The sequence below is a fragment of the Dermatophilaceae bacterium Sec6.4 genome, assembly GCA_039636865.1.
In the GTDB taxonomy this organism is placed as follows: Bacteria; Actinomycetota; Actinomycetes; order Actinomycetales; family Dermatophilaceae; genus Allobranchiibius.
Genome location: CP144172.1, coordinates 366505 through 390790 on the forward strand (window position 1 = coordinate 366505; position 24286 = coordinate 390790).

A 24286-nucleotide genomic window follows, 5' to 3' on the forward strand; every position below is an offset into this window, starting at 1 on the left:
TATGTGAATACGCGTGGGTATATTGTTCGTAGCGAACAAACGAGCGGAGTGTCATGAGTGAGAGCCAGACTTTCCCCGAGCCCTCGTCGCACTATGCCCCGTTGCAGTTCGCGCCGGAAGTCTCCGCGTGGCTGCAGGCTCAACTACCCACGTTCGCCGAGAAATGTGTCGACCAGATCTTTGTGGAGGTGCCGGAGTACGCGCGCACCCCGAGCGGCGAGTTGCGCGGGGTCATCGAGGCTGCGGTGCAGGCCGCGCTGGGCGGCTTCCTGCGGATGGCGACCGCTCGGCAGAAGGGCGATCCGACCCCCCACGCATACGCGCTCGACGGTGCGTACCGGTTGGGCAGCGGTGAGGCACACAGCGGACGGCCGATGGACGCGTTGCTGTCGGCATACCGGATCGGGGCGCGCGTCGCCTGGCGGGAGATGTCGACCGCCGCGGTCGCAGCGGGCCTGGATGCGGCAACAACAGCGCAGTTCGCCGAGCTGGTCTTCACCTACATCGATGAACTGACCGCCTCCAGCGTCGAGGGCCACGCAACAGCGCTCGCGCAACAGGACCGCACCACCGAGCGACGACGGGAGCGGGTCGCTTCTGCACTGATCGCCGGTCGCAGTGAAGAAGTGGTGCGCGAGCTGGCGGCCCGTGCCGACTGGGCGCCGCCACGACGCCTGACGGCGGTGGTGCTGCCGTCCATCAGGCTCGGTCCGCTGCTGTCCGGTCTCGGGCCCAACACATTGCGAGCGGCTGAGGAACCCGGATACACCGAGGGATCCGAGCGCACCGTGCTGCTGGTGGCCGATCGCCGCCGGGCCCTGCGGCTGCTCGCCGACCGTGAGGCGTATGTCGGGCCCGCCAGGCCCTGGCTGGAGGTCGCAGCGTCGTACGAACGGGCAGTCCGGGCGATGAATGTCGGCCTGGGGATCGGCGGCGGACGGCTGATCGACACCGAGGATCACCTGGCCGACCTGGTGTTGGCATCGGCGCCGACCGAACTGGCCGACCTGCGCACCCAGGTCCTGGCGCCACTCGGCGACCCGGGCTCCTCGTCCTACGAACGGCACGTCGAGACGCTGCGTTCCTGGCTGCTGCACCAGGGTCGCCGTGACGAGGTGGCCGCCGAACTGCACGTACACGCGCAGACCGTCCGCTACCGCATGGGCCAGATCCGCGAGTTGTACGGCGAGCGCCTCACCGACCCCGATACGGTGATGGCCTTGCTCATCGCGCTGCACCCATCGCCATCCGTCTCTCCATCCGGTCTGCGTTCTGGCGCGAAGTAACGTGGCGGATGTGACTCTCACCAGCGACGACACGGCGTCCGCAGCCGACCAGGGCGGCGACAGCCTGAGGACCGTGCTGATCGCGTTCGCGGCCAATGTGGTCATCGCGATCGCGAAGACGGCTGCCGCGTTGATGACTGGTTCCGCCTCGATGGTGGCCGAAGCCGCGCACTCCTGGGCCGACTCCGGGAACGAGATATTCCTGCTGGTCGCGGAGAAACGGGGAGCGAAGAAAGCAGACGAGGCACACCCACTGGGTTACGGCAAGGAGGCCTACGTCTGGTCGATGTTCGCCGCCGTCGGGTTGCTGACAGCCGGCGCCGTCGTGAGTATCGGGCACGGGATCCAGCAGCTCGGCTCCAGTGAGAAGGCCGGGGACTATGTCATCAACTACATCGTCCTGGCCATTGCCTTCGTACTGGAAGGCAGCTCGTTCCTGCAGGCGTTGCGCCAGACGCGGGGGGTGGCCAGTAAAGCCGGGCTGCACCCGCTGCGGTACATCACCCGCACCTCCGACCCGACCCTGCGCGCCGTCTTCTTCGAGGACGCCGCCGCGCAGATCGGTCTGTTGATCGCGGCCACCGGTGTGGCGCTGCACCAGATCACCGGGAACGCCATGTGGGACGCGCTCGGATCGATCCTCGTCGGGGTGATGCTCGCCGTTGTCGCGGTATTCCTGGTCAACCGCAACCGTGAGTTCCTGGTCGGCGAAGCCATCACCGGGCCGGTGCGCGAGCGTGCGCTGCAGGCTCTGCTCGACAACGAGGCCATCGAACGGGTGACCTACCTGCACCTGGAATTTGTCGGTCCGCAGAAGCTCTTCGTAGTGGCCTCGGTCGACCTGGTGGGCGACGAGCGCGAGTCCGTACTCGCCGTACGTCTGCAGGAGGTCGAGGACAAGGTACGACGCCACGCCATGATCGAGCACGCCGTCCTGTCCCTGTCGCTACCGGACGAGGAATCCCTGATCCCCGGCGGCAACGCACGCGCTCGCGCGGATCACACGGACTGACAGCTGCACCACAGCAATTCCCTGCGACCTTTGCAGTAAACCGCCTCACTCTGTTCCAGTAGTCAGGCCCCCGCCCGACCGGACCCGAAAGGCGCAATCGTATGATTCGCAACATTTCCAGGAAAATGAAGTTCATCGGCGGCGGGGTTGTCGTTGCCGCCTCAGCCGCCGGTGTCGCCGTGCCCGCGTACGCCGCTTCGTCGGCACCGAGCGCCCCTTCCACCGCCGCCCCTTCGACCAGTGCCCCCAAGGCAGCCATCGGGCACCACCCGAAGGCCCGGAGGGAGCTGAGGACTCTCGGCCTGACGCCAGCGGTCATCGCCAAAGCAGCCGGAACAGATGTGGCTGGATTGAAGTCCGGCCGCGCCGCAAAGAAGTCGTTGACACAGATCGCTGCGAGTCACGGCGTTTCACGGGCCACGCTGCTCTCACGGCTGGACACGACCGCGGACAGCAGGGTGGCTACCCTCATCAACACCAAACTCACCATCCGACCCCCGGCTGGCAGGGACAAGAAGTGCAACGCGATGCCGCCGAAGGCGGGCACGCGCAAGCACGATGGTGGGCGCCATGCGAAGGGCCACGGAAGGAATCTGCGGGCCATCCCCGGCATCGGCGGTGACGTCAAGAGCTTGGCCGGCACCTTGAAGATCACTCCGAACGTGCTCCGGGCGGACCTGCGCAAGGGCCAGACCCTGCAGCAGATTGCGACGGCCAACAAGGTCAGCACGTCCACGTTGCTCGCAGCGCTGGACAAGGACGTGAACACCCAGCTCGCCAAAGTCGTCGACCGCGTGCCGGGAGCGAAACCGGCCGCCAAGACGCCCGCAGTCACCAGCTGAGGACGCGTCAGACGTGCAGGGTCACGACTTTGCGAGCAGCGCGACAAGCCGCTCGATCGCGAAGTCGTAGCCCTGCACCCCGCAGCCCACGATCACTCCGGACGCCAGGTCGCTGAGATACGACGTATGCCGGAAAGGTTCGCGCGCATGCACATTGGAGATGTGCACCTCCACGAACGGCACCGCTAGCAACGACACCGCATCGCGGATCGCCACCGACGTATGGGTGTAACCCGCGGCGTTGATGATCAGCCCGTCGACCACCCCGGTCAGCTCATGCAGATGGTCGACGAGCCCACCCTCGCTGTTGCTCTGGAAGAACCGGACCTCGGCGCCCAACCCGGCAGCCGTCTGTAGACAGCGCAGCTCCACGTCAGCCAGCGTCTCGACGCCGTAGATTGCCGGCTCCCGGGTGCCGAGGAAGTCCAGATTGGGACCGTTCACGACGGCGATGATCGACATGTCGGCAACCTATCCCGCCGGTACCGAATCGTCATGCGCGAACACCTCGACCTCGCCGACGTCGACCTCGGCGATCAGGGCACGTAGCGCTGCGCGATGACTGCGAAACGCGACCGATCCAGCTGCCGTGATGTTGTATCGGGTGACCCCGCCTCGACCCCGGCCCAGCTTGCTGACCGACACGTACCCGGCCCGCTGCAACGCGCCCATCTGCTTGGAGAGGTCGGACTCACTGACCTGGAGCCTTTCGCGTAGGGAGGTAAAGGTCGCGGCACTCGTATTCGCCAGGATCGCCATGGCTGCCAACCGTTTCGGCGCGTGTATGACCGGGTCCAGTCCGTCGATCACGCGGTACGCCCGAGCCGGGCCCTCGTGCGTATTGCCGCCGCTGCGTACGCACGTTCATACGCTGCGATGCCGCCCGTCGCCAAGACGGTTATTGCGATAGCGGTGACCCAGGGATTGGTGATGAACCAGAGTGCGACAGCCACCCCGAGGATTGTGCAGAAACCGAACGCATACCTCTGGAACAGCGGCCGGAACTCCGCCGGGGGGTTTCGCAGCGAGGGCAGGGCGCCGTGCAGGCGCTGGTACCAGCCCAGGAACGCACCCTCGAGAACCACCAGGCCCACGATGGCGAGAGCGCCGAGCCAGGTGCTGCGCTGCAACAGGGCGATGGCGAGCACCAGTGCACCGGCCCAGACGCCGACAGTGAGTGGGTACCAACCGGGCGTGCGTGGGTAATCAACGTACGGCGAGGCCTCACCGCGCTCCATCTCTGCAAGAGCTTCGCGTGCTTCCGGGTATTCCGAATAGCTTTCCATAATGGAAACTGTAGCGTCAACTTTCCATCATGGCAAGCGATTCACGGAGGTGCTCCCCAGCGCACCTCGGCGTTTCCGTGGTGAATTCACAGCCCCCATCGGCGATGCTGGGGCCATGCGCGCATGCTCGGGGTCCGGCTGCAACGGGTCGACCGGATGACCGGGAACGTCCTCGTCGTCGTTGTTTCCCTCTGTAGCGCCTTCGCGTTCGCTATGTCTGCGGTCCTCAAACACAGCACCGCGACGCGCGTTCCTCAGCTGTCCGCATTCACGGCTCGCGCGCTGTGGCGTTTCGGGGTGGCCACCGTGCTGCACCCGTTGTGGCTGCTCGGTCTCGTCGCTGATCTGGTCGGCCTCGGACTGCAGGTCGTCGCACTGCACCTCGGTGCGTTGTCCGTGGTCCAGCCGTTGCTGTCGGTCGGGTTGCTCTTCGCGCTCGCGCTGCGCCATGTCGGCGCCCGCACGATGCCCCGGGCAGAGATCCCGTGGGCCGCCATGTTGATCGTGTCGCTCGGCGGCTTCCTACTCGTCTCCGGTATCAGCTCGGTCGACGCGAAATACGAACGCGTCGACACCATTCCCGCATCGATTGCCGCGGTCGTCGGAATTGTCGTCATTGCCGCGTGCGTCGTCGCCGCCCGCCGCGCGGCGGGGATGCGGTGGCGCACCATGTCCCTCGGTATAGCGGTCGGCATCCTCTACGCGATCAATGCGGCACTGCTCAAGACGAGCACCCAGAAGTTCGGCGCCGGTTTCGAGACATTCGTGACCAGCTGGGCGCCGTACGCGGTCGTCGTGGTCGGGGTGTCGGGGATCCTGCTGTGCCAGCTGGCCTACCAGGCCGGGCCGCTGGTGGCCAGCCAACCCACCATCGCGGTCGTGGATCCGCTGGCCAGCGTCGTCATCGGTATCGTCGTCTACGACGAAATACTGCGGCACGGCTGGTGGGTGCCGGTCGCGATGATCGCGCTCCTGGGTCTGATGTCGGTGGCCATCGCAAAGCTGGCAGCCATCGAACCCGAGCAACCGACCGCGGCACCCGTCCCGAAATCGCAGTGACGACTACCCGGTCACGCCATCCAGGGGATCCAACCGCAACCGGTGGTCGGCACCTGTTGGCCGCTCAACGCCGACACGATCCAGGACTGCGCCGGCAGTGCATCTGCGAGGGCGGGTCCGATGTGATTCAGCGCGGTGCCGCCTGAGGGCAGCAACTGCGGCACGGGCACGTACTGCACCTTCGCGCCCTTACGGCACCAGTCCAGCGCCAATTGCCTGACCTGGGCGTGGTTGACGATGTCGTCCTGGGTGCCACTGGCGATACGCATCGGGACAGTCGGCGTGAGCTTGCCGATCTGCTGCGCGTCGATCACGGCCTGAGCAGCAGGGTTGGCCGCGACGATTGCACTGATCGACTGGCCGCTGTTGGTCCACGAGGATGTCTTGGCAAAACCGAAACTCAGGGCCGTGTCGACGGTGCACTGCGTTGCCACCTTCGCCAGCGCGGCCCTGCCGGTCGCGTTGACATTGGCGTCGATGACGGCCTTGAGGGCCGGGTAGTCCGCGGTGAAGCCGTTGATCGCGTAACCGATCGCGCCCGTCAGCGCTGTGCCGTCGATACCCGGCAGCACCTTCGTCAAATCGGCGGGTGGCGCACCGGCATACCCGGCGACGAGGTTGAGGTCGGGGGCATAGGTCGGTGCGAGTTCCGCCGCCGCAGCTGAGGCCTCCCCACCCTGGGAGTACCCGTAGGTCGCCACGCGCGACTGCGGGGTGACGCTGGCGCCGCTTACGTGGGTGGCGGCGCGCGCGGCATCGAGCACCGCGTGACCGGAGTCGAGCCGGTTGACGTAGGAGTGCACCCGATCGGTGGTGCCGAGGCCGACGAGGTCGCTCACGACAACGGCGACGCCCTTGTTGAGCAAGCCGTAGATGTTGGGGATCTCGTAGTTCACGTTCAACGTCGACGATGTGACCGTCAGTGCCCTGGTGAGCGAAATTGACGGCGCGCATTGATCGCCCTGACCCTGGGTACCTTCGGCGAAGGTAACGAGCGGGCGCGGGCCACCGCCGATCCACCGCGTGGACGGCTCGAGATAGGTGCCGGTCACGGCTACCGGCTTGCCCGCGAAGTCGGTCGACTTGTACATGATGCGCGTCGCCGTGGCAGGCAGCGGACCGACGATGCCGGGGATGTTGAGACCGACGCCGAGAGTAACCGACTCACTACGGATGATCGTGCCGTTGGCGGTCGGCAGGGTCGCTGGTGGGTTGTAGAACGCAGGGATCGTCACCCCGCCGCTGACCTCGGCCTGCGCACTGGGTGCCAGCGCCGTCATACCGAGGGCGCTCGTGCCGACGCACAACGCCGTGACTGTGCCGACACAGCGACGGGAAACGTTCATGGTGGTGCCTTTCGGGCGGTTATACCGGGCGTGACGTGGGGAGGGCGACATCACATTGGCCGATGTTACTGACGGGTTACCTCGTTGTCTACGGTTGAGTAACTTAGCTGGCGCTACCCTTTCGCGATGGTGCACCCGCAGATGTACGACGATCGCGATCCGCTGCTGCATCGACTCAGCACGATGGCGCTGAGCTTCCCCGAAGCGCAGCAGAAGGTTGCACACGGGCGCCCGACGTTCTTCACCGTGAAGGTTTTCGCCTACTACGGCGGGTCGATCAAGGGTGACCATACGTCGCAGTCGTTGTCTCGCGCGCTGCTCTTTCTCCCCGAGGAGGACGACCGCCAGGCGCTGCTCGAGGACGGTAGGTTCCTCGTACCGGCCTACCTGGGACCGACAGGCTGGCTGGGTCTGGACCTCGCTGCCGATACACCGGACTGGGACGAGGTGCGCGAGTTGCTGGACGCCTCCTATCGCCGCACCGCGCCGCAACATCTCGTTGCCCAACTCGCAGGCTGAACTTCTCGAGCCTGGCCCGTCGGGTAAGCCCTCGGTACCCTCGTCGGATGAGCGAGGGCCTGGACCAGTTCGACCTGGACCGTTTCGTCTGCGCGCAGGACGCTGACGGGATCTTCACCGTGGCGTTGGGAGAGTTACATGCCGGAGCAAAGCGCGGGCATTGGATGTGGTTCGTCTTTCCGCAGGTCGCGGGCCTGGGCAGCAGCCAGATGTCCCAGCGGTATGCGGTATCCGGTGTAGCGGAGGCCCGCGCCTACCTGGCTCATCCGCTCCTGCGGTCGCGGCTGCTGAAATCGGGTGAGGCGCTGCTGGGTCGGCACCGTAGATCCGCGACGGAGATCCTCGGCGAGGTCGACGCCGCGAAACTCCAGTCGTCGATGACACTCTTCGTGCGCGCCGACCCGGAACAGGTGCTCTTCACCCGGGTACTCGAGCGGTATTTCGAGGCCGAACTCGATCCACGCACGCAGGAGTTGCTGGGCAGTTAGTTCTGCAGCTGCGCCTGGATGCGGGACTGGATCTGCGCCAACCCACCCTGGGACATACCCGGCAACTGTTGCTGGATCGAGCGCACGATGTCGCCGTCATCCCTGATCTTCTCGCTGGACTGGATCAGAACGGTTCCCGTGCCGGTGAAGTCGAACTGCTGCTCCTCACCACTGTTCACGCCCATCATCGCGGCACCGGCGGCCATGAACCCGTCGATCCAGTTCTGGTCGTAGTGCAGGCTCGGTGACGGGCAGTCGGCCCAGCCGACCAGCGCTTCGGGGTCCACCCTCAGCGGTGGCTCGGCGAACATCACTTCGCCGTTGGAGGACGCGAGGAATTTACCGGTCCCGATCAGGGTGAGGAAGCCGGGCACAATCGACTGGTTGAGCTGGATTCCCGGCTCGAAGGCCAGCAGATTGGCCGCGCGGACCGTCAGGTTGCCGTCATCCAGATCGTAGGAGTTGATCGAATACCCGCGGTCGCCGATGATCAGCAACCCACGCCCGTCCGCGACCACGAAGTCCTGCAGGTACATCGGGGCGCTGAACGAGCCGGAGATCATCGATCGCAACTCGCCGCCGAGGCTCTGGGTGAGCGCTTGGAAACGCATCTCGCCGTAGTAGGCGATCATCGCGCCCTTAGACATGATCCAGGCTTTGCCGGGCCCATCGAGGTTGATGTAGTACGCGTATTCATTGCCGGGGATGTTGTCGTTACCCTGCAACGCAAGGGGATTGACCACGTCACTCACAGCTTCTCCTCCGATGCCTGCACGAGTACGACGCCCTGTCCGGTGCACTGCAACTGCATCGCCTCACCCGATCCACGCCCGACCGCATCGCGCCAACTCATCGCGGATGCGAGTTTTGTCTGCACACTTCCGATGGTGCCGACGAATGCCTGCGGATCCACCACCACAGGCTCCTGGCCGACCTGCAACTCCATCACCTCGCCGTGCGCGACCACGACGACGACGCCCTGGCCCTGCAGCTGGGTGGTGAAGAGCCCGTTTCCGGTCAACGCGCCGGTCGCTGCGCCCCGTAGGGCTCCGCGTAGCCCGCCGCCACCACTGCTCTGCGACTGGGTAGAGACGATCGAGGCCTGCATGGATGCTGTGTAGCCGAGCATCCGGGACGCGTCGACGGTAACGGTGCCGCCCTGGCGTAGGTCGATGACGTGTACCGCGAGCCCCTTGAAGCCGTAGTGCACCTCGCCTTTGCCCTGCGCGATCATCGTGCGTTCGTGCTCGCCGCGCACCATGCCGCCCGCCATACCGGCAAGACCGCCCATGCCCATCCCGCCGGCACCGGGGATCTGGTGGGGGGAGAAGGTGACGTGGCCGGTATAGAAGAGCATTGCCCCTCGCCGAGCGACGACCGGGCCGGTCAGACCGAGGTTGACCTTGACCACTTTGCTGTTGACTTTCTCAAACATCGCCGATCACCGCTCTGCGGGCTGGATCGAGACGACGCCGGTGCCGGACCAGCGCAACGAGAACGCCTCGCCACTGCCCTGACCGATCGCAGAACGCCAGGAGACATCCGTCACGAACGACTGCTGCAGCTGACCTTTGGCCGCCACGAACGCGTCCGGGTCGACGACGACCGGCAGGTTGGGATTGACCTCCAGGTGTATCAGCGGACCACCCGCGGAGAGCAACGCGACCTGGCCGGTTCCGCTCACCGTGGTGGTGAAAAGGCCCTGACCACTACTCATCCCGCCGAGGCCGGAGAACTGCACATTGGTCTGCAAAGCGCCGGCGAAGGCGAGAATCTGCTGCGATTCGACCCGCATCGACTCGTTGTTGAGGTCGAGCACGGTTACGTACTGGGCGTTGACCGCGAACTGGACGAGCCCGGTGCCGGTGCACTCCATCAGGGTGAGCGCCTCCCCGGTCGCTTTCTGCTTCAACCCGGCCATCACCCCCGCTCCGCCGCCGAACCCGGCGTTCTTGAACGCGACGCTGCCCTGGTAGGACACCATCGCCCCGGTGACCGCGCGGACCGACGAGTTGTCCAGCCGCGCTTCCAGGATCCTCTTGGACCGCTGCGTCAATTGAGCCATCGGTTACCTCCCTGCTCTCATGCAGGAGGTTACCGATAAGGCAGGTCAGGCGGAGCGCTCTTCTTCCAGCTCGTCCAGTGTCGGGTAGTCGGTGTAGCCCTCGGCGCCGCCGCCGTAGAACGTCGCCGGGTTCGGCTCGTTCAGCTCGGCGCCGGTCTTCCAGCGCTCGGCGAGGTCGGGGTTGGCGATGAATTCACGGCCTACAGCGACCGCGTCGGCGTAGTTGCGCTCGAGGATCTCGTTCACCTCATCCAGCGTGGTGACGCTGGAGAAGCCGGAGTTGGCAATGATCGGGCCGCCGAAACGGGTGCGCAGGTCCGCGACCAGCGGCAGAGCCGGGTCGGCCAGGATGCTGAGGTAGGCCATCCCGAGCGGCGCGATGCCGTCGACCAGGGCCTCGTACGTCGCGCGTGTGTCGGTCTCGTCCTGCTCCAGGACGCCCTGGATGTTGTGCGCGGGCGAGATGCGCATGCCGACGTGGTCGCCGCCGATTGCCTCGACGACGGCCTTCGCGACCTCAATCGTGAGGCGGGCGCGAGCAGCGGGCGAGCCGCCGTAAAGGTCGGTGCGCTCGTTGCTGGAGGGTGCGAGGAACTGGTGCAGGATGTAACCGTTCGCGGCGTGGATCTCGACGCCGTCCAGGCCCGCCTTGATGGCGTTGCGCGACGCGGAGACGAAGTCCTCGATGATCCCGGCGACCTCGGAGGTCTCCAGAGCGCGGGGGGTGGGGTGCGGCACGCTACCGGTCGCTGTGACCATCTGGCCGGGTGCGGCGAGTGCGCTGGGAGCCACTGACTCCAGGCCGTTCTTGTTGTCCGGGTGAGCAATTCGACCGGCGTGCATCAACTGGATGACGATCTTGCCGCCACGCTCGTGCACGGCGTCGGCGACCTTGCGCCACCCCTGCACCTGGGCCTCGCTGTGGATACCGGGTGTATTCAGGTAGCCCTGGCCTACGGCGCTGGGCTGGCTGCCCTCGGTGATGATCAGCCCGGCGGTCGCGCGCTGCGCGTAGTACTCGACGTTGAGGTCGGCGGGGGCCATGCCCTCAGCGGCGCGGTTGCGGGTCAGCGGGGCCATCACGAAGCGCTGGGGTAGATCCCAGGCACCGATACGGATGGGGTCGAAAGCAGTAGGCACGGGAGTTCCTCCGGAACGGATAGATAATCAAACCTTCTACGACCTGCCAACCTCAGAAGCACTCGCCGCATTCCCCGATCCCAGGATCCGGTCGGGGCAGGCCGAACATCCGCGTCGCTGCGCGCGACACTGCATCCGCCGTGTGGCCGCTGCTCCCGGACGGCTGCAGCATGTGACTGACGATCGCGCGCACGATCAGGTCCACCCCGTCGCGCAACTCCTCCTGCGCCAACTCCAGCCCGAAGCTGCTCAGCTGGGCGAGGACGACATCTTTGGCGCTCTGCAACAACAACCCGCTGTCGACCGTCAGCGGTGCCAACAGTTCATTTCCGGGGCCGCCGACCAACGCCGCACCCAGTAGCGGATTCCGCTCGGCGTACTGCAGCACCGTCAACACGGCGGCCCGCACTGCTGCCGCCGCGTCCCCCGGATGAGCTGAGAATGCCGGCTCCACACCGGCCAGCACCGAAGTCAGTTCGCGCATGACGATCGCTCGAGCGAGCGCGGGACGGGTGCCGAATTCGTTGTAGACCGTCTGCCGGGAGACGCCCGCACGAGCGGCGACCTTGGTCATTGTCATGCCGGACCACCCGTCATTCACGATCAGCTCGGCGGTCGCGGACAGGATCCGCTCGGGCATCGGGGTCACCTGATCCGGACGCTCCTGACTACGCACAGCGGCGACTCTAAGCGACGACGAGCGCCTGTACATCGGCTAGTTTCGTGCCCGCAAGGATCATCCGGCGCAGCTTCATGATGTGCCGCCTGCCCTCGATAGCGACCGCACCGACGACCCGGTCACCACGCAGGTACACAGCGATCAGGCCCTCAGCCGCGGGCCGGATCACCCGCACGTCATCGGCCAGGACACCGACGAACTGCAACCGCTCGCCGTACCAGTCGGTCCAGAAATACGGGATGCTCGTCAATTTCTGCGCCGCCACTGCTGCGGGGCGAACGGCGTTGCCCCCGGCGAGCGCACCCTGCTCCGCGGCGTTGATCCAGTGCTGGGTCCGCGACCACCCCGACGCCGCGAGCGAGCTTGGCACCCAGGCGACATCGCCCGCTGCATACACACCGGGAGCAGCGGACAGCGTCTCGTCGCAGACGATCCCGCCGTCCTGGTGAAGGGTGAGCCCGCTGTTGCGCAGCCAGTCGGTTGCGGGCACGGCCCCCACACCGAGGACTGCGAGATCAGCTGGCAGCAGCGACCCGTCATCGAGCTCGACCCCGGTCAATCGCCCGTCGATCGATGCGAAACCACCTACCCCGACTCCGCATCGCAACGTGACTCCCGCGCGCTCGTGTGCACCCGACCAGTGAGCGCCGATGGAGGCACCCAAGGCCCGCTCGAGCGGCACCTGCGCCAGCTCCACGATCGTCACGTCCAGCCCCCGGGCGCGAGCAGCGGTCGCCACTTCACCGCCGATGAACCCCGCGCCGACGATCACCACGCGGGCGCAGTCGTCCAGGGCGGCACGCACCGCGACGGCATCCTCCCAGGTGCGCAGCGCGTGTACCCCACCCAGTTCCGTGGCATCCGGCCACGGCATCGCCGGAGTCGACCCGGTCGCAATGACCAGCGCGTCGTACGGGACGTCGCTGCCGCCGACGGACACGTTGCGGGTGACCACGTCGAGCCCGGTCGCGGGCGCGCCGAACATCGGCTCGACGCCCAGCTTCCCGAACTCCGCAAAGACCGGCAACTCCATTGCGGTGTCCGCGACCAGCAATGTTTTGGAGAGCGGCAGCCGGTCGTACGGGGGGTGCTGCTCGGCCCCGATCATCGTCACCGACCCGTCGAATCCAGCAGCGCGCGCAGCCTGGGCCGCATGCAGCCCGGCGAGCGAGGCGCCCACGATGACCAGTCGTTGCACCGGATCAGCCCCTCAACGTCAGCGCGAGCACCGGGCAGGCATCGACCGCGGCCTTGACGAACGGGCGGTCACTCTCCGGCGGACGATCGTCCAACACCTCGACCAGGTCGTCGTCCCCCACTTCGAACAGATCGGGCGCCATCGCCTCGCACATACCGAGGCCTTGGCACTTGGCGAGATCGGCAACGATCCGCATCATGCACCGATCTTACGTATCGGGACGAAGTTGAGCTTCTCGCGCACTCCGCAGTCCGGGCAGGTCCATGAGTCAGGCACCTGCGCCCACGGGGTGCCGGGCCGGAAACCCTCACGCGGCGCGCCCATCGCTTCGTCGTAGATATATCCGCAGCCGGGGCACTGCTGATCGAGGATCTCGGCGGGATCCTCGATGACGTCGACCTGGGCGAGCAGAAGCGGGCGACGCGCTGCCGACTGCTCTACGACCACGGTCGCTGGTCCGGTGAGGGGGTAACCCTGTGCCAGAGCGACCTTGCAGAGCCAACGCTCGATGCTCTCCTTCTGGTGACACAACTCATGAGCGGTGTTGATGCCGATGCCGCCGATCGAGATGGCGATGGCGACCTTGTCGGCCACGTCGAGCGACAGCCCGCCCCCGCTGATCGCGTACCTGGCGAGCAGAACCCCACGTACTGGATGGGCAGGTAGGCATAGACGACCCTGCGGTAGTACCTGTCGTTCTCCAGCGCTTCGATCACGTTGTCCGGCGGGTTGCTTCGGTCCAGTCCGGTCAGTAGGTCGATGGCGGGCACGACGATCAGAATCACCATCGGCCCCAGCCAGAACCACACGCCCCACCCGGTCGCCAGGTAGCCGACAAAGGCCACGAACACCAGGGACGGCACTACGAAGCCGATCAGCCACAGATAGCGCTTGCGATCGCGCCAGATCTGAGTCGACCCCTGCGGCACCGTCCCCAATGCTTCGTATGTCGTCATGCTGGTGGCTCCCGTCACAGTGAACTTTACAAAAAATGCTCTTTTGTAAAGTTCACTGTCAAGGGCTATTCCTACTTACGGGCGCCGCGCACCAACTTCTTGTTGACGAACTCGTCCATGCCGTAGGACGCGAGCTCCCGGCCGTACCCGGAGCGCTTCACTCCACCGAACGGCAGATCGGGCGCCGTGGTGCCGTGCTCGTTGACGAATGCCATCCCGACGTCCAGCCGCTGCGCCACGGCGCGACCCTTGTCCACGTCGCTGGTCCAGACCGATCCGCTCAACCCGAACTGCGATGCGTTGGCCGCTTCGACGGCCTCGTCGGCAGAGTCGACCTTGTAGACCACGGCCACCGGGCCGAACAGTTCCTCGGTAAAAGCGCGCATCTGCGGAGTGACGTCGGTCAGCACCGTGGGTTCCATGAAATATCCGTCCCGGTCCAACCGCCCACCGCCGGTACGCACCGTCGCGCCCTTGTCGATGGCGTCCTTGACCTGCTCCTCCAGGCGGTCCAGCGCCTCCGAGGAGGACATCGGACCGACCAGCACCCCGTCCTCGAACGGGTCACCGACCCGCGTGCCCGCAAACTGCTGCGTCAAACCGTCGACGAACTCGTCGTAGAGATCGGCCATTACGAACATCCGCTTCGGGGAGTTGCAGGCCTGCCCACAGTTGGACAGCCGGGCCCGCGCCGCGACCTTCGTGGTCCGCGCCATGTCGGCCGAGTCCAGCACGATCATCGGATCGGAGCCGCCCAGCTCGAGCACGACCTTCTTCAGGTTGCGCCCAGCCGTCTCTGCGACTGCCGAACCGGCCCGCTCACTACCGGTCAGCGAGATGCCCTGCACCCGCGGGTCGGTCAACAGATCCGCGATCTGCTCGTTGCTGGCGAAAATGTTCTGGTACGCATCTGCCGGGACCCCGGCTTCGTGCAGGATCTGCTCCATCAACAGGGCCGATGCAGCGCATATCGGCGCGTGCTTGAGCAGGATCGTGTTGCCCAGCAGCAGGTTCGGCGCTGCGAAACGGGCCACCTGGTAGTACGGGAAATTCCAGGGCATGATCCCGATCAACACCCCGACCGGCTCCTTGAGCACCACGGAGCGCTCGTCGAGAGTGTCCTGCTCCAGGCCCTTGCGGCCCTGCTCGGCGTAGTAGCGGTAGATCGAGGCGGCGAGCGCGACCTCGCCGGCCGCCTCCTTGACCGGCTTGCCCATCTCGGTGGCGATGGCCGAAGCCAGCTCATCGGAGCGCTGCTCGTAGAGGTCCGCCGTCCGGCTCAACGCTGCCGCGCGGTCTGCCGCGTCGGTGCGGCGCCATGAAGCGAACCCGGTGTGTGCAGCATTCAACGCGGCCTGCACGCCTGCATCATCCAGTTCCTCGAAGGTGGCCAGGACCTTTCCGCTTGCAGGATTCTCAGTGCGGTAGTCAGTCATCGTGTACGCCTCTCGTCGGTCCGGGTGTCTCCTTCCTTTCTACCCCTCATCACCTGGCAGTCGTTGATCACCGTCACGACGACGTGGCCAAGGCTCGGACGCAGATCCGGAACACCGGCAGACCGAGACGTACGGCCTCATCGTCGCGGATCTTGGTGTGAATGTGCTGCCCGACCTGCTGGGAATGGACCACTCGCTGCCGGTGGCGGAGCATTCGATGGGAGGGTTGCGCCGTGACCTGCTGGGCCACAGTGATTCCACCGGGCACGCCCAGGCCGACGAGCGAGAATGATCTTCACGTATTCGACAGCAAACCGACCCGCGGTGAAAGTGGTGGCTTCTTGGTGCTCCCCCCAGTGAATGACCTGTCGTACTGGGCACGTAGCAACGGGCTACTCATCGTGCTGGTCGTTCTCGGTGTAGTCCTGCTCACCAGGTTCGTGGGCTGGCTCGGCGGGCGGATTACCGACCACGTCGACCAGACCAGTAGCGACCTGGACGAGGTCGTGCGCTCCGAGCGGGCCAAGCACCGCCACTCGATGACCCAGGTGCTTACCTGGATGGTGGTCGCGATGCTCTACTGCGTCGCGACTGTCATGGTGATCAAGTTGTTGCAGATCCCGATCAGCGGATTCGTAGCGCCAGCGACCGTAGTCGGTGTCGCATTGGGGTTCGGTGCGCAACAGATCGTGCAGGACCTACTGGCGGGATTCTTCTTGATCTCTGAGCACCAGTACGGGTACGGCGACGTGGTCCGGTTGAACGTTTTCGGGGTGAACACCCCGCCAATCAGTGGTTCTGTGGAGGAGGTGACATTGCGGGTCACCCGCGTACGCACCCTGGACGGTGAGATGGTCATCATCCGCAATGGGCTGATCCAACAGGTGGTCAACCTGTCACGAGACTGGGCCCGAGCCGTGGTCGATGTGCCCGTACCCACCTCCGTCGGGGTGCCCCTCGCGACGCAACTGCTGCACCAGGCCGGCCAAGCCACCTTCGCCGACCCGATACTGCACCCGCTGCTGTTCGACGAACCAACCGTCACCGGCATCGAATCCCTGGAAGTGGACCATTATTTGATCCGGGTCATTGCCCGCACCCAACCAGGTCGCCAGTTCGAAGTCAGCCGGGCCCTGCGCGCCCATATCACCGACGCCTTCGCCCAGGCCGGCGTGACCGTCTCAGCAGACGCCGGCCCAACCCCGGCCACGGAGGCAGGCTGATGCGCTTACCCCCAGGCCTGTCAGGGCCGGATCTGTCGTGGCCGCGCCGGTCCACCATGGTACTGCTGGTGGTATTTCTCGCCGTGTTCATGCTCTACCTGTGGGTGCGCCCGGCCCCACCGGCGACTCCAGGCCGCAGCCCAGCACAGCCCACCCACCAGTCAACCAGCCCCGGCACGCCACCACCCACAGTTCCCCGAACGCGCACGGGCGAACCGACACCATCATCGCAGTCGCCGACGAGTGGGCCATCGCTCACGACCTCGACACCGAGTGGCCCTGTCCTTGCGCCCTCTCCCAGCACTACGGGTTCGGTGGCCCCGACGACGCCAAACACAACAAGCCCACCCCTGCCAAAGACAACATCAGCAGGCCCCACCTCGCCCTGAATCAAGTCGCCCACCGGCTCCCCCCGAGCCAGGTCACCCCTCCCGGCCCAGTCCTGACGTTGCGGCGCGTCGTGACATGCTCACGGCCCGCGTGATGGTTCTTTGCCGCCTCGGATGGGGACCGAGTTTGTTGGAGACATCACTTGAACGCATACGTGGACCGGGTTCGTCCAGGTGGCCACGGTGATCGACTGTTACCCCAAGAAAGTGGTGGGGTGGTCGATCGCAGACCACATACGCACCGAGCTCGTTGCGGACGCGCTGGTGAACGCCGCCTTGACCACGAGGATCGAACCGTTGGCGATCTTCCATTCCGACAGAGGCAGCACTTACACCTCGGCTGATTACCGCGAGCTCATCAAGGATCTGGGGATGCGTTCTTCGACGGGTAGAGCCGGGCCTGCGCCATTTTGCGCTGGCTACAAACCGTCCCGACGACGTGCACTACGGTCACCTCCAGCCGGCAACGGCAACGTAGAGAAACCCATCAAATCCGCTGTCCTAAATCACCGCAGCAGGCCAATAGGTCAAAGCCGCTCACCGACCGCCGGGTGGGGGCAGTGGATGAGCGGCTGTGTGGCCGGGGTGGGGTTGGTCAGTTGGAATTGACCCCGCGCGGGTAGACGTAGTGGCTGTCCGCAACGAACCCGGTGTTCTTAACCTTCGTCGCAGCGCACCCCAGGACCCCGTTGCTGGAGACGTGGCAGGGAATCCCGTCGACATTCAACGACCAGTTCGCGGGAACGATCGGCGCATTCACACCCGGGTCGATCGGGAACTTGTAACGGGCAGCCCAAGCATTCGTTGCTGCGGTCGGCAGTACCTGCACATCGGTTGCGCAGTCCCACCTCCACGACGTAGCGCCCAGGACCACTCCCTCCAAGGCAGCGTTGCCGCAGATCCGCTTGGCCGCAGCCGCCGACACGTTGTACGGCTGCGCGGAATGGAACATGCAGATGAGGCCGGCGGCCTGCGCCTGACACACGACACCTTTTTGTGCGGTGCTGAACGTGTCCCCGCTCCTGAGGAGCGCGACGGTGCCCGCCGCGCCGGCCGGAGCCGAAGCCGTCGGGCTGGTCGCACCCCACATGTAGGTGCCTTCTGCGTAAACGGCTCGGTACTGCCGGGCGGCGGCCGTTTTGTCCGTGTAATGCGCGGCGCCGCCGGAGTCGGTGGTGAACCTCGCCAGGTCGGTCCAGGTGCTGGTGCCCGGTGCCCGGTACTGGATGACGCCTGTGGTGCCCGTCAAGGCGATGTTGCGGTTCAGGCTGGTCGCGTAGCGCACCGCGCGGGTGTCGATAGTGACCGTGCCACCCGACCGGTTGGCCTGCAGACCGGCCCACGAGCCAACCTTGACGGTTGTCTGGGGGGCGTTCTGCTGGTAGGCAACCTTGCCAGTCACATCGACTGCGGCCCATCCATGCCAGGTTCGAGTGCCGAGCGGGGTGTCAGCGTAGAGATTCCAGTCGCCGTGGGTTACTCCGTCGAAGATCACCCCGTCACGCGACGTGTTCAAACTCGAACCGACATACCACAGTGCTTTCGACCCCGGATTCGCCGCGCAACTGCCGGTCATCTGAACGGGGACGGCGCGGGTTTCGCTGACGACCCGCGCCGTGCTGGGCGCCATCAGGTTGCAGTTACCGCCTGCAGTGGTGGCAGCTGCCGGATGAATGAGCGCGGCGGCTCGTTGTAAATTCTGCTGGACCGGCGATGGGGCGGGCGCCGCATGGGCGGCCCCGGCAGTAGCGATCCCAGCGGTGGCGATCCCCGTAACGCCAAGAGCGGGTATGACAGCGAGCATGGCAAGCCTACGAATCATGATGCGTTCCTTCGAAGGAGACGGCTCCCCACACTGTCGGCCGTCGATAGATCGAAGAATAGCTACATTTGCTCACTATAAAAGAGGTGGATGGTCACCGTGGCCGAAACGTGACTGGACCCGTCATTCCGGGGAATATCGGCTGTCCGGACATCCACCAGAACAGGTGCCAACCCGACGCACGACGCGGTCACAGAAGCCAGCACCTGGGAACAAGGTCGGCCTCGAACCTGCTGGTCAAGAGTTGGGAACCCACACCTGACGGTCGCTACACCCTGCTTTGTGAACAGCCGCCTATGCCGCTGACGAGGCCGGCCCCTCAGCCGGTCAGCCGGGCTTTGCCGGCGTGAACGGACGCAGCTCCTCACGCCCTGCCCCGATGATCACGCAGCTGGACTGCGGAACCTCACGCCACTCTCCCTTGAGGTCACCCAGCGGCTCGGAGACCACGAGGCGGGCATCATCGGACAGATCATGCAGAGCCGGGTTATCCGGGTACTGATGCTTCAACGTCGAAATGTCGGCACTGTGGAACAGCGTCCGCTGCGGACCCTGAGTGGCGTAACGGAACGCCCACGTCGTCTGGCCGTCGGTGGTCGCGACAGTCATCTGCACCGGACTGGCCACGCCCCGGCGGCGCGCACAGTCCTCCACCAGGGCAACCATCCGGGCCACCGCCGCAGGCGGGTCGTCCACGAGACCGAGCGTGAGGGCGAGGTAAAACATGAGTTCGGAGTCGGTGCTGCCTTGAATCTTCGGAAACAGCGCCGGGTCGACGGCCAGCACCAGGTCGCGCTTCAGCTCAGCGAAGCCGTTGATGCCGCCGTTGTGCATCCACAACCATCGACCCTCACGGAACGGGTGGCAGTTGGTCAGCTGGACCGGCGAACCGCTCGAGGCCCGGACATGGGCAAAAATGCGTGTCGAGACGATATGCCCTGCCAGCTCACGTAGATTCATGTCGTTCCACGCCGGTTCCGTGCTACGAAAAATGCCCGGCATCTCGCGATCGTCGTACCAACCGAGCCCGAACCCGTCGCCATTGGTCGTCTCGGCTCCCAACTGGGAATGCAGGCTCTGCACGACCAGGGAATGCGGGGGTTTGTACAGCAGGTCCTCCACCAGGACCGGAGATCCGGAATATGCGAGCCACCGGCACATAAGTACCTCCGATCCCTTTTCCCGTCCCAACCAAGCCAGCCCCATTCTCAACGCGAAGTCGACCATCTGTCACCAGGGGTCGCCAGGCATCACCACAGAGCGACGAATTCCCAATCCATACACCTTCTTTACCGACCAGCCGCAGCTAGGCTTCCGAAGATGGCGAAGCATGGACAGCAGAAGACCGGGGCCGCAACCAAATTGAAGGGCTCGGTTTACAACTCGGAGTTACTGCGACTGCAGGCGGAGATGGTGAAGGTCCAGGAGTGGGCCAAGGCCGAGCACCGGCGCATCGTGATCATCTTCGAAGGTCGCGACGCGGCGGGCAAGGGGGGCACCATCAAACGAATCACGCAGTACCTCAACCCGCGGGTGGCCCGGATTGCAGCGTTACCGGTGCCCAGTGAGCGCGAGCGCACCCAGTGGTATTTCCAGCGCTACGTGGAGCACCTGCCCGGTGCGGGGGAGATCGTCTTCTTCGACAGGTCCTGGTACAACCGAGCGGGCGTGGAGAAGGTCATGGGCCTGTGTACGCCCGCTGAATACAAGCGATTCATGCACCAGTGCCCGACGTTCGAGCAGTTGCTTCAGGAGGATGGCATCCTGCTGCGGAAATACTGGTTCTCAGTCAGTGACGAGGAGCAGCAACGCCGCTTCCATTCTCGCCTGGAGGATCCGCTTCGACAGTGGAAACTCTCGCCGATGGACCTGGAGTCGATTGCCCGTTGGGAGGACTACTCCCGCGCGAAGGACGAGATGATGCTGTACACCGACCTGCCCGAGTCGCCGTGGTTCGTCGTTGAGAGCGACAACAAGAAGCGCGCTCGACTCAACATGATGGCCCACCTGCTCTCGACCATCCCGTACACCGACGTGCCGCCGCCAGCTTTCGAGTTGCCGCCGCGCCCTCAGTCGCGAGGTTACGAACGACCGCCTCGCGAGCAGACCACCTACGTGCCGGACCACTGCGCCGAGCTGCTCCACCGCTAGCGGCCCGCTCGGTGATCTCAGATTCAGCCCGCCCTCTGCCTTCCTGCACTGCAGCCCAGTAGCCTTCCGGTTCATGCGCACGATTCGACGATTCCCCCTACTCGTAGTCGCCACCGGCCTGGTCCTGACGGGAGGCGTCGCCGGGTGCGGTGCACCGAAGAAGGATGCGGCTGCAGCCACCTCGAGCAGCGCCAGCGGGTCCGGATCCTCCTCCGCCGCGTCCTGCTCGCCGGCTTCGATGGCCACGGCCAGCAAGGGCAAGCTGACGATCGGCACCGACAACCCGGCCTACGGACCGTGGTTCGACAACAACAAGCCCGAGGACGGGAAAGGGTATGAATCGGCCGTCGGGTTCGCGATCGCCAAGAACCTGGGTTACGCAGCATCTGCTGTGAGCTGGATCCGGGTGCCGTTCACCAACGCGATCACCCCCGGCCCGAAGAAGTTCGACTTCGACCTGAACCAGGTTTCGATCAGCCCGGCGCGCGCGAAGGCCGTCGATTTCTCCAGCGGCTACTACGACGTCACCCAGGCCGTCGTGACCTACAAGGGGAGCAAGATCGCCGGCGCCAAGACCATCGCGGAACTCAAGGGTGCCAAGCTCGGCGCCCAGGTCGGCACCACCTCCTACACGGCCATCACCGATCAGATCAAGCCGTCCAACAAACCGGCCGTCTACGACAGCAATGACCTCGCCGTCCAGGCGTTGAAGAGCAAGCAGATCGATGGTCTGGTCGTGGACCTACCGACCGCTTTCTATGTCACCAGCGCCCAGTTGGACAACGGCGTGATCGTCGGCCAGCTGCCATCAGCGACCGGAAAACCCGAGCAGTTCGGCGCGGTACTGGCGAAGGGTTCCAGCCTGACCCCGTGCATCAGCAAGGCCGTGGACGCGCTGCGAGCGGACGGCACGCTGACCAAGCTGTCCGAGCAGTGGCTGACCGGCCAGGGCGCCCCGAAATTGTCGTGACGGAGACCGCGGACTGGCAGCCCTCGAAGCTGCAGCAGGAACGGGATGCCTACCGCGAATCACGGCGACGGCGTTCCTACCTGATTGCCGGCGTTGCGACCATCGTCGTCCTCGCCGTCGTCATCCCCGCCATCACGACGAGCGCTGGTTGGCCAGCCTTCAGCCAGACCTACTTCTCGTGGTCGAAAGCCAAGTCTTCCTTCCGCCCCGTGCTGAGCGGCCTGGTCGTCAATATCGAGATCATGGTCGTCTGCGGAGTGATCATCGCGATCGCCTCCACGATTCTGGCCCTCCTGCGGACCTTGCGCGGACCGGTGTTCTTCCCGCTGCGGCTGGCCGCGACCTTCTACACAGACGTGCTGCGCGGACTACCCCAGATCCTGCTGATCCTGCTGCTGGGATTCGGGATGCCGTCGCTGCAGTTACAGGGCCTGCCCACCAGCGGACTCTTCTGGGGCGGCCTCGCGCTGGTCATGTCCTACTCCGCCTATGTCTCCGAAGTACTGCGCGCGGGCATCGAATCGGTGCATCCCTCCCAGCGTCTGGCAGCCCGCGCTCTCGGGCTCAGCCATGTCAAGACGATGCAGTCGGTCGTGTTGCCTCAAGGCATCCGCCGAGTTCTGCCGGCGTTGATGAACGACCTGATCTCCCTCCAGAAGGACACCTCGCTGCTGTTCGTGGTCGGTACCGTGCAGGACGCGCTGCTGAACGCCAAGATCCAGGAATCGATCGACTTCAACTTCACGCCCTACGTCATCGCGGGGGCGTTGTTCCTGCTGCTCACCATCCCGATGACCCGACTGACCGACTGGTACGCCAAAAAGCAGGGTTTCCAGGGAGTCGGTGGGCTGATATGACGCTGCTGTCGGTGCAGAATCTACGGAAGTCCTTCGCTGACAACCTGGTGCTGCACGACGTCTCTTTCGACGTGCAGCAGGGCCAGTGCGTCGTACTGATCGGCGCCTCCGGTTCGGGTAAGTCCACTCTGCTGCGGTGCGTGAGCCTGCTGGAGCAGGTCGACGACGGCGTGGTGCTGCTCGAGGGTCAGGACATCACCGACCCGCGGGTCAACGGCGACAAGATTCGCGCCCGGATGGGCGTGGTGTTCCAGTCCTACAACCTGTTCCCACACATGAGCGTGATCGACAACATCACCCTGGCACCGCGCCGGGTGCACGGCACTGGACGCGGCAAGGCACGTGAACGCGCGATGGACGCGCTACGCAAGGTCGGCCTGGAAGGCAAGGCGCAGGCTCGACCCGATGACCTGTCCGGCGGTCAGCAGCAGCGCGTAGCCATCGCGCGAGCGCTGGTGTCAGATCCGAAGCTGCTGCTGCTGGACGAGGTCACCTCGGCCCTGGACCCCGAACTCGTCGGCGAGGTGCTTGACCTCCTCGGAGAGTTGAAGAACGACGGCGTCACCATGATCCTCAACAACCACGAGATGGGCTTCGCCCGCTCGGTGGCCGATCACGTGTGCTTCCTGTCCGGTGGGACCATCCTCGAACGAGGCAGTGCCGAGGGGGTGCTCGATCACCCCACGCACGAGCGCACCCAGCGTTTCCTGTCGCGCATCCTGCACTGACCGCATCCTGCACTGAAGGGCGCAGCCCGACTCACTTCACTCGCGGACTCTTGTCCTGTAGCCGGTCGATGTGCTCGGAAGCCTGCGCCTTGGTGAGGTCGGCCGGTAGCTGCTCGCCCGATTCTTTGGCGAGGGTATCGAGGTAACTGCGCTGGGCAGCGGTCATGGGCTCGTCACCGGTAACCCAGTCGCTCGGATCGCGCTCCAGGCCCTCGGGCTGCTGGGGAGTGCTCGCACCGATCATGTCTTCGGAGGTGTTCTGCTCAGGTGCGGCCTTGTCAGATAGTTCGCTCATATGTCCACAGTAGGCGCTCGCGCTGACATTCGCCGAGGTCGTCGCGTGGCGACGATCCAGCGGATGGCACGATGGAGTGCAGAGTTGGTATTCGACAGCTCGTCCCTCGGAGCCGGATGTGCGCACAGCGCGTCACGCCCTCAAGAATCGGAGATACCTCGTGTCGGACACGACGCCCGCCTCGACCGAAGAGCCCTCCCTGCCGCCGGGACAGATCACCGTCAGCAACCAGTTCGCTGAGCGGATCGGTCCGGATGGCGTCCAGCGGTGGGCAGCGATCATCCAGAGTGTCGCGCACGATTCGCAGGGCTGGACCCCGGACAAGGTCGAAGAACTCCTCGTCGAGCGCCTGGACGCGGAAGGGCTGGCCGGGCCTCCCGTGGAGATGCGCAGCCTGGCTGAGATCCTGGCCGTCCACCCGAACAACGAGTTCGCCTTCGTCGACGGGATGAACAAGCCGCTCTTCGGACCCACACCAGAGCCGGGGTTTCCCGCGCATCTGGACCCCGAGGCGAAAGCACGACCCCGGTACTCCTGAC

The 24286-nt window shown here is 65.3% G+C and carries 29 protein-coding genes and 1 pseudogene; 14 read left to right on the forward strand and 16 right to left on the reverse strand.

Annotated features, from left to right (window positions below; all coding sequences use genetic code 11):
• The first annotated feature begins 53 nt into the window (after positions 1 to 53).
• The 3 genes from V3G39_01830 to V3G39_01840 all read left to right on the forward strand — a co-directional run bounded on the left by V3G39_01830 (position 54) and on the right by V3G39_01840 (position 3140).
• Positions 54 to 1286 (forward strand): helix-turn-helix domain-containing protein, encoded by a 1233-nt coding sequence (locus V3G39_01830; GenBank protein ID XAS76801.1) that lies wholly within the window; start codon positions 54 to 56, stop codon positions 1284 to 1286.
• 10 nt (positions 1287 to 1296) lie between these two features.
• Positions 1297 to 2298: a cation transporter gene (locus V3G39_01835; GenBank protein ID XAS76802.1), complete on the forward strand. Its 1002-nt coding sequence runs from the start codon at positions 1297 to 1299 to the stop codon at positions 2296 to 2298.
• 101 nt (positions 2299 to 2399) lie between these two features.
• Positions 2400 to 3140, forward strand: a complete 741-nt coding sequence (locus tag V3G39_01840) for a hypothetical protein (GenBank protein ID XAS76803.1) — start codon at positions 2400 to 2402, stop codon at positions 3138 to 3140.
• 21 nt (positions 3141 to 3161) lie between these two features.
• Here the strand turns inward: V3G39_01840 and aroQ are convergent, their stop codons facing one another.
• Genes aroQ through V3G39_01855 form a run of 3 tightly spaced genes read right to left on the reverse strand, consistent with a single transcriptional unit; the run spans position 3162 to position 4426 of the window.
• The gene (gene aroQ, locus V3G39_01845) at positions 3162 to 3602 is read right to left on the reverse strand and encodes a type II 3-dehydroquinate dehydratase (GenBank protein ID XAS76804.1); all 441 of its coding nucleotides are present in this window, start codon (positions 3600 to 3602) and stop codon (positions 3162 to 3164) included.
• Between the two features lie 9 nt (positions 3603 to 3611).
• Positions 3612 to 3950, reverse strand: a complete 339-nt coding sequence (locus tag V3G39_01850) for a transcriptional regulator (protein ID XAS76805.1) — start codon at positions 3948 to 3950, stop codon at positions 3612 to 3614.
• A complete protein-coding gene (locus V3G39_01855; protein XAS76806.1) occupies positions 3947 to 4426 on the reverse strand; it encodes a hypothetical protein in 480 nt (159 codons plus the stop codon). The genes V3G39_01850 and V3G39_01855 overlap by 4 nt, the downstream gene beginning before the upstream one ends.
• A gap of 123 nt (positions 4427 to 4549) precedes the next feature.
• Between V3G39_01855 and V3G39_01860 the strand changes: the two genes are divergently transcribed.
• Complete coding sequence (locus V3G39_01860; GenBank protein XAS76807.1) at positions 4550 to 5485, forward strand: DMT family transporter; 936 nt, start codon at positions 4550 to 4552, stop codon at positions 5483 to 5485.
• Positions 5486 to 5496: 11 nt separating this feature from the next.
• On the opposite strand, the gene V3G39_01865 is transcribed toward V3G39_01860, so the two are convergent.
• Positions 5497 to 6831, reverse strand: coding sequence for a lipase family protein (locus V3G39_01865; GenBank protein XAS76808.1), 1335 nt, complete (start codon positions 6829 to 6831; stop codon positions 5497 to 5499).
• 126 nt (positions 6832 to 6957) lie between these two features.
• Between V3G39_01865 and V3G39_01870 the strand changes: the two genes are divergently transcribed.
• On the forward strand, positions 6958 to 7350 hold the full coding sequence (locus V3G39_01870) for an MmcQ/YjbR family DNA-binding protein (GenBank protein XAS76809.1): 393 nt from the start codon (positions 6958 to 6960) through the stop codon (positions 7348 to 7350).
• Between the two features lie 47 nt (positions 7351 to 7397).
• Complete coding sequence (locus tag V3G39_01875; protein ID XAS76810.1) at positions 7398 to 7838, forward strand: DUF1810 domain-containing protein; 441 nt, start codon at positions 7398 to 7400, stop codon at positions 7836 to 7838.
• Here the strand turns inward: V3G39_01875 and V3G39_01880 are convergent.
• From V3G39_01880 to V3G39_01920, 9 genes are all read right to left on the reverse strand, one after another.
• Complete coding sequence (locus V3G39_01880; protein ID XAS76811.1) at positions 7835 to 8590, reverse strand: AIM24 family protein; 756 nt, start codon at positions 8588 to 8590, stop codon at positions 7835 to 7837. The two genes, V3G39_01875 and V3G39_01880, sit on opposite strands and share 4 nt — an antisense overlap.
• Positions 8587 to 9273, reverse strand: coding sequence for an AIM24 family protein (locus V3G39_01885; protein XAS76812.1), 687 nt, complete (start codon positions 9271 to 9273; stop codon positions 8587 to 8589). Before V3G39_01885 ends, V3G39_01880 begins: the two co-directional genes overlap by 4 nt.
• Positions 9274 to 9279: 6 nt before the next feature.
• Entirely contained in the window at positions 9280 to 9903 is a 624-nt protein-coding gene (locus V3G39_01890; GenBank protein ID XAS76813.1) for an AIM24 family protein, read from the reverse strand.
• A 45-nt stretch (positions 9904 to 9948) separates the two neighbouring features.
• Positions 9949 to 11043, reverse strand: a complete 1095-nt coding sequence (locus V3G39_01895) for an alkene reductase (protein ID XAS76814.1) — start codon at positions 11041 to 11043, stop codon at positions 9949 to 9951.
• A gap of 52 nt (positions 11044 to 11095) precedes the next feature.
• Positions 11096 to 11719: a TetR family transcriptional regulator gene (locus V3G39_01900; GenBank protein XAS76815.1), complete on the reverse strand. Its 624-nt coding sequence runs from the start codon at positions 11717 to 11719 to the stop codon at positions 11096 to 11098.
• Between the two features lie 10 nt (positions 11720 to 11729).
• A complete protein-coding gene (locus V3G39_01905; protein ID XAS76816.1) occupies positions 11730 to 12920 on the reverse strand; it encodes an FAD-dependent oxidoreductase in 1191 nt (396 codons plus the stop codon).
• Between the two features lie 4 nt (positions 12921 to 12924).
• Positions 12925 to 13119 carry a ferredoxin gene (locus V3G39_01910; GenBank protein ID XAS76817.1) on the reverse strand — a complete coding sequence of 65 codons (195 nt, stop codon included), beginning with the start codon at positions 13117 to 13119 and terminating at the stop codon, positions 12925 to 12927.
• Entirely contained in the window at positions 13116 to 13514 is a 399-nt protein-coding gene (locus V3G39_01915; protein XAS76818.1) for a rubredoxin, read from the reverse strand. Before V3G39_01915 ends, V3G39_01910 begins: the two co-directional genes overlap by 4 nt.
• A gap of 433 nt (positions 13515 to 13947) precedes the next feature.
• On the reverse strand, positions 13948 to 15312 hold the full coding sequence (locus V3G39_01920) for an NAD-dependent succinate-semialdehyde dehydrogenase (protein XAS76819.1): 1365 nt from the start codon (positions 15310 to 15312) through the stop codon (positions 13948 to 13950).
• Positions 15313 to 15469: 157 nt separating this feature from the next.
• On the opposite strand from V3G39_01920, the gene V3G39_01925 reads away from it, so the two are divergent.
• The 3 genes and pseudogenes from V3G39_01925 to V3G39_01935 all read left to right on the forward strand — a co-directional run bounded on the left by V3G39_01925 (position 15470) and on the right by V3G39_01935 (position 17402).
• On the forward strand, positions 15470 to 15604 hold the full coding sequence (locus V3G39_01925) for a hypothetical protein (protein XAS76820.1): 135 nt from the start codon (positions 15470 to 15472) through the stop codon (positions 15602 to 15604).
• Between the two features lie 64 nt (positions 15605 to 15668).
• The gene (locus tag V3G39_01930; protein XAS76821.1) at positions 15669 to 16535 is read left to right on the forward strand and encodes a mechanosensitive ion channel family protein; all 867 of its coding nucleotides are present in this window, start codon (positions 15669 to 15671) and stop codon (positions 16533 to 16535) included.
• Positions 16536 to 17035: 500 nt separating this feature from the next.
• A pseudogene (locus V3G39_01935) lies at positions 17036 to 17402 on the forward strand (DDE-type integrase/transposase/recombinase).
• Between the two features lie 117 nt (positions 17403 to 17519).
• Here V3G39_01935 and V3G39_01940 read toward each other — a convergent pair.
• Both V3G39_01940 and V3G39_01945 read right to left on the reverse strand, forming a co-directional pair.
• Positions 17520 to 18746 (reverse strand): hypothetical protein, encoded by a 1227-nt coding sequence (locus V3G39_01940; protein XAS76822.1) that lies wholly within the window; start codon positions 18744 to 18746, stop codon positions 17520 to 17522.
• A 327-nt stretch (positions 18747 to 19073) separates the two neighbouring features.
• Entirely contained in the window at positions 19074 to 19907 is an 834-nt protein-coding gene (locus V3G39_01945; protein ID XAS76823.1) for a class II glutamine amidotransferase, read from the reverse strand.
• A gap of 159 nt (positions 19908 to 20066) precedes the next feature.
• Between V3G39_01945 and ppk2 the strand changes: the two genes are divergently transcribed.
• The 4 genes from ppk2 (at position 20067) to V3G39_01965 (ending at position 23452) form a co-directional block, all read left to right on the forward strand.
• Complete coding sequence (gene ppk2, locus V3G39_01950) at positions 20067 to 20897, forward strand: polyphosphate kinase 2 (protein ID XAS76824.1); 831 nt, start codon at positions 20067 to 20069, stop codon at positions 20895 to 20897.
• A 73-nt stretch (positions 20898 to 20970) separates the two neighbouring features.
• Positions 20971 to 21867, forward strand: a complete 897-nt coding sequence (locus V3G39_01955) for an ABC transporter substrate-binding protein (protein XAS76825.1) — start codon at positions 20971 to 20973, stop codon at positions 21865 to 21867.
• Complete coding sequence (locus V3G39_01960; GenBank protein XAS76826.1) at positions 21831 to 22724, forward strand: amino acid ABC transporter permease; 894 nt, start codon at positions 21831 to 21833, stop codon at positions 22722 to 22724. Before V3G39_01955 ends, V3G39_01960 begins: the two co-directional genes overlap by 37 nt.
• Positions 22721 to 23452, forward strand: a complete 732-nt coding sequence (locus V3G39_01965) for an amino acid ABC transporter ATP-binding protein (GenBank protein ID XAS76827.1) — start codon at positions 22721 to 22723, stop codon at positions 23450 to 23452. Before V3G39_01960 ends, V3G39_01965 begins: the two co-directional genes overlap by 4 nt.
• A gap of 31 nt (positions 23453 to 23483) precedes the next feature.
• Here V3G39_01965 and V3G39_01970 read toward each other — a convergent pair whose 3' ends face one another.
• Complete coding sequence (locus V3G39_01970) at positions 23484 to 23696, reverse strand: DUF3072 domain-containing protein (GenBank protein XAS78158.1); 213 nt, start codon at positions 23694 to 23696, stop codon at positions 23484 to 23486.
• Between the two features lie 211 nt (positions 23697 to 23907).
• Here V3G39_01970 and V3G39_01975 point away from each other — a divergent pair, with 211 nt between their 5' ends.
• Positions 23908 to 24285: a hypothetical protein gene (locus tag V3G39_01975; protein XAS76828.1), complete on the forward strand. Its 378-nt coding sequence runs from the start codon at positions 23908 to 23910 to the stop codon at positions 24283 to 24285.
• Position 24286 lies beyond the last annotated feature (1 nt).

Bases quoted from the DNA above. Each gene is read 5' to 3' on its own strand.
- V3G39_01830 (XAS76801.1), top strand. From the start codon at position 54: ATGAGTGAGAGCCAGACTTTCCCCGAGCCCTCGTCGCACTATGCCCCG.
- V3G39_01890 (XAS76813.1), bottom strand. From the start codon at position 9,903: ATGGCTCAATTGACGCAGCGGTCCAAGAGGATCCTGGAAGCGCGGCTG.
- V3G39_01955 (XAS76825.1), top strand. From the start codon at position 20,971: ATGCGCACGATTCGACGATTCCCCCTACTCGTAGTCGCCACCGGCCTG.
- V3G39_01860 (XAS76807.1), top strand. From the start codon at position 4,550: ATGCTCGGGGTCCGGCTGCAACGGGTCGACCGGATGACCGGGAACGTC.
- V3G39_01885 (XAS76812.1), bottom strand. From the start codon at position 9,273: ATGTTTGAGAAAGTCAACAGCAAAGTGGTCAAGGTCAACCTCGGTCTG.
- V3G39_01920 (XAS76819.1), bottom strand. From the start codon at position 15,312: ATGACTGACTACCGCACTGAGAATCCTGCAAGCGGAAAGGTCCTGGCC.
- V3G39_01910 (XAS76817.1), bottom strand. From the start codon at position 13,119: ATGATGCGGATCGTTGCCGATCTCGCCAAGTGCCAAGGCCTCGGTATG.
- V3G39_01970 (XAS78158.1), bottom strand. From the start codon at position 23,696: ATGATCGGTGCGAGCACTCCCCAGCAGCCCGAGGGCCTGGAGCGCGAT.
- V3G39_01840 (XAS76803.1), top strand. From the start codon at position 2,400: ATGATTCGCAACATTTCCAGGAAAATGAAGTTCATCGGCGGCGGGGTT.
- V3G39_01870 (XAS76809.1), top strand. From the start codon at position 6,958: ATGGTGCACCCGCAGATGTACGACGATCGCGATCCGCTGCTGCATCGA.
- V3G39_01940 (XAS76822.1), bottom strand. From the start codon at position 18,746: ATGATTCGTAGGCTTGCCATGCTCGCTGTCATACCCGCTCTTGGCGTT.
- ppk2 (XAS76824.1), top strand. From the start codon at position 20,067: ATGGCGAAGCATGGACAGCAGAAGACCGGGGCCGCAACCAAATTGAAG.
- V3G39_01965 (XAS76827.1), top strand. From the start codon at position 22,721: ATGACGCTGCTGTCGGTGCAGAATCTACGGAAGTCCTTCGCTGACAAC.
- V3G39_01855 (XAS76806.1), bottom strand. From the start codon at position 4,426: ATGGAAAGCTATTCGGAATACCCGGAAGCACGCGAAGCTCTTGCAGAG.
- aroQ (XAS76804.1), bottom strand. From the start codon at position 3,602: ATGTCGATCATCGCCGTCGTGAACGGTCCCAATCTGGACTTCCTCGGC.
- V3G39_01945 (XAS76823.1), bottom strand. From the start codon at position 19,907: ATGTGCCGGTGGCTCGCATATTCCGGATCTCCGGTCCTGGTGGAGGAC.
- V3G39_01875 (XAS76810.1), top strand. From the start codon at position 7,398: ATGAGCGAGGGCCTGGACCAGTTCGACCTGGACCGTTTCGTCTGCGCG.
- V3G39_01865 (XAS76808.1), bottom strand. From the start codon at position 6,831: ATGAACGTTTCCCGTCGCTGTGTCGGCACAGTCACGGCGTTGTGCGTC.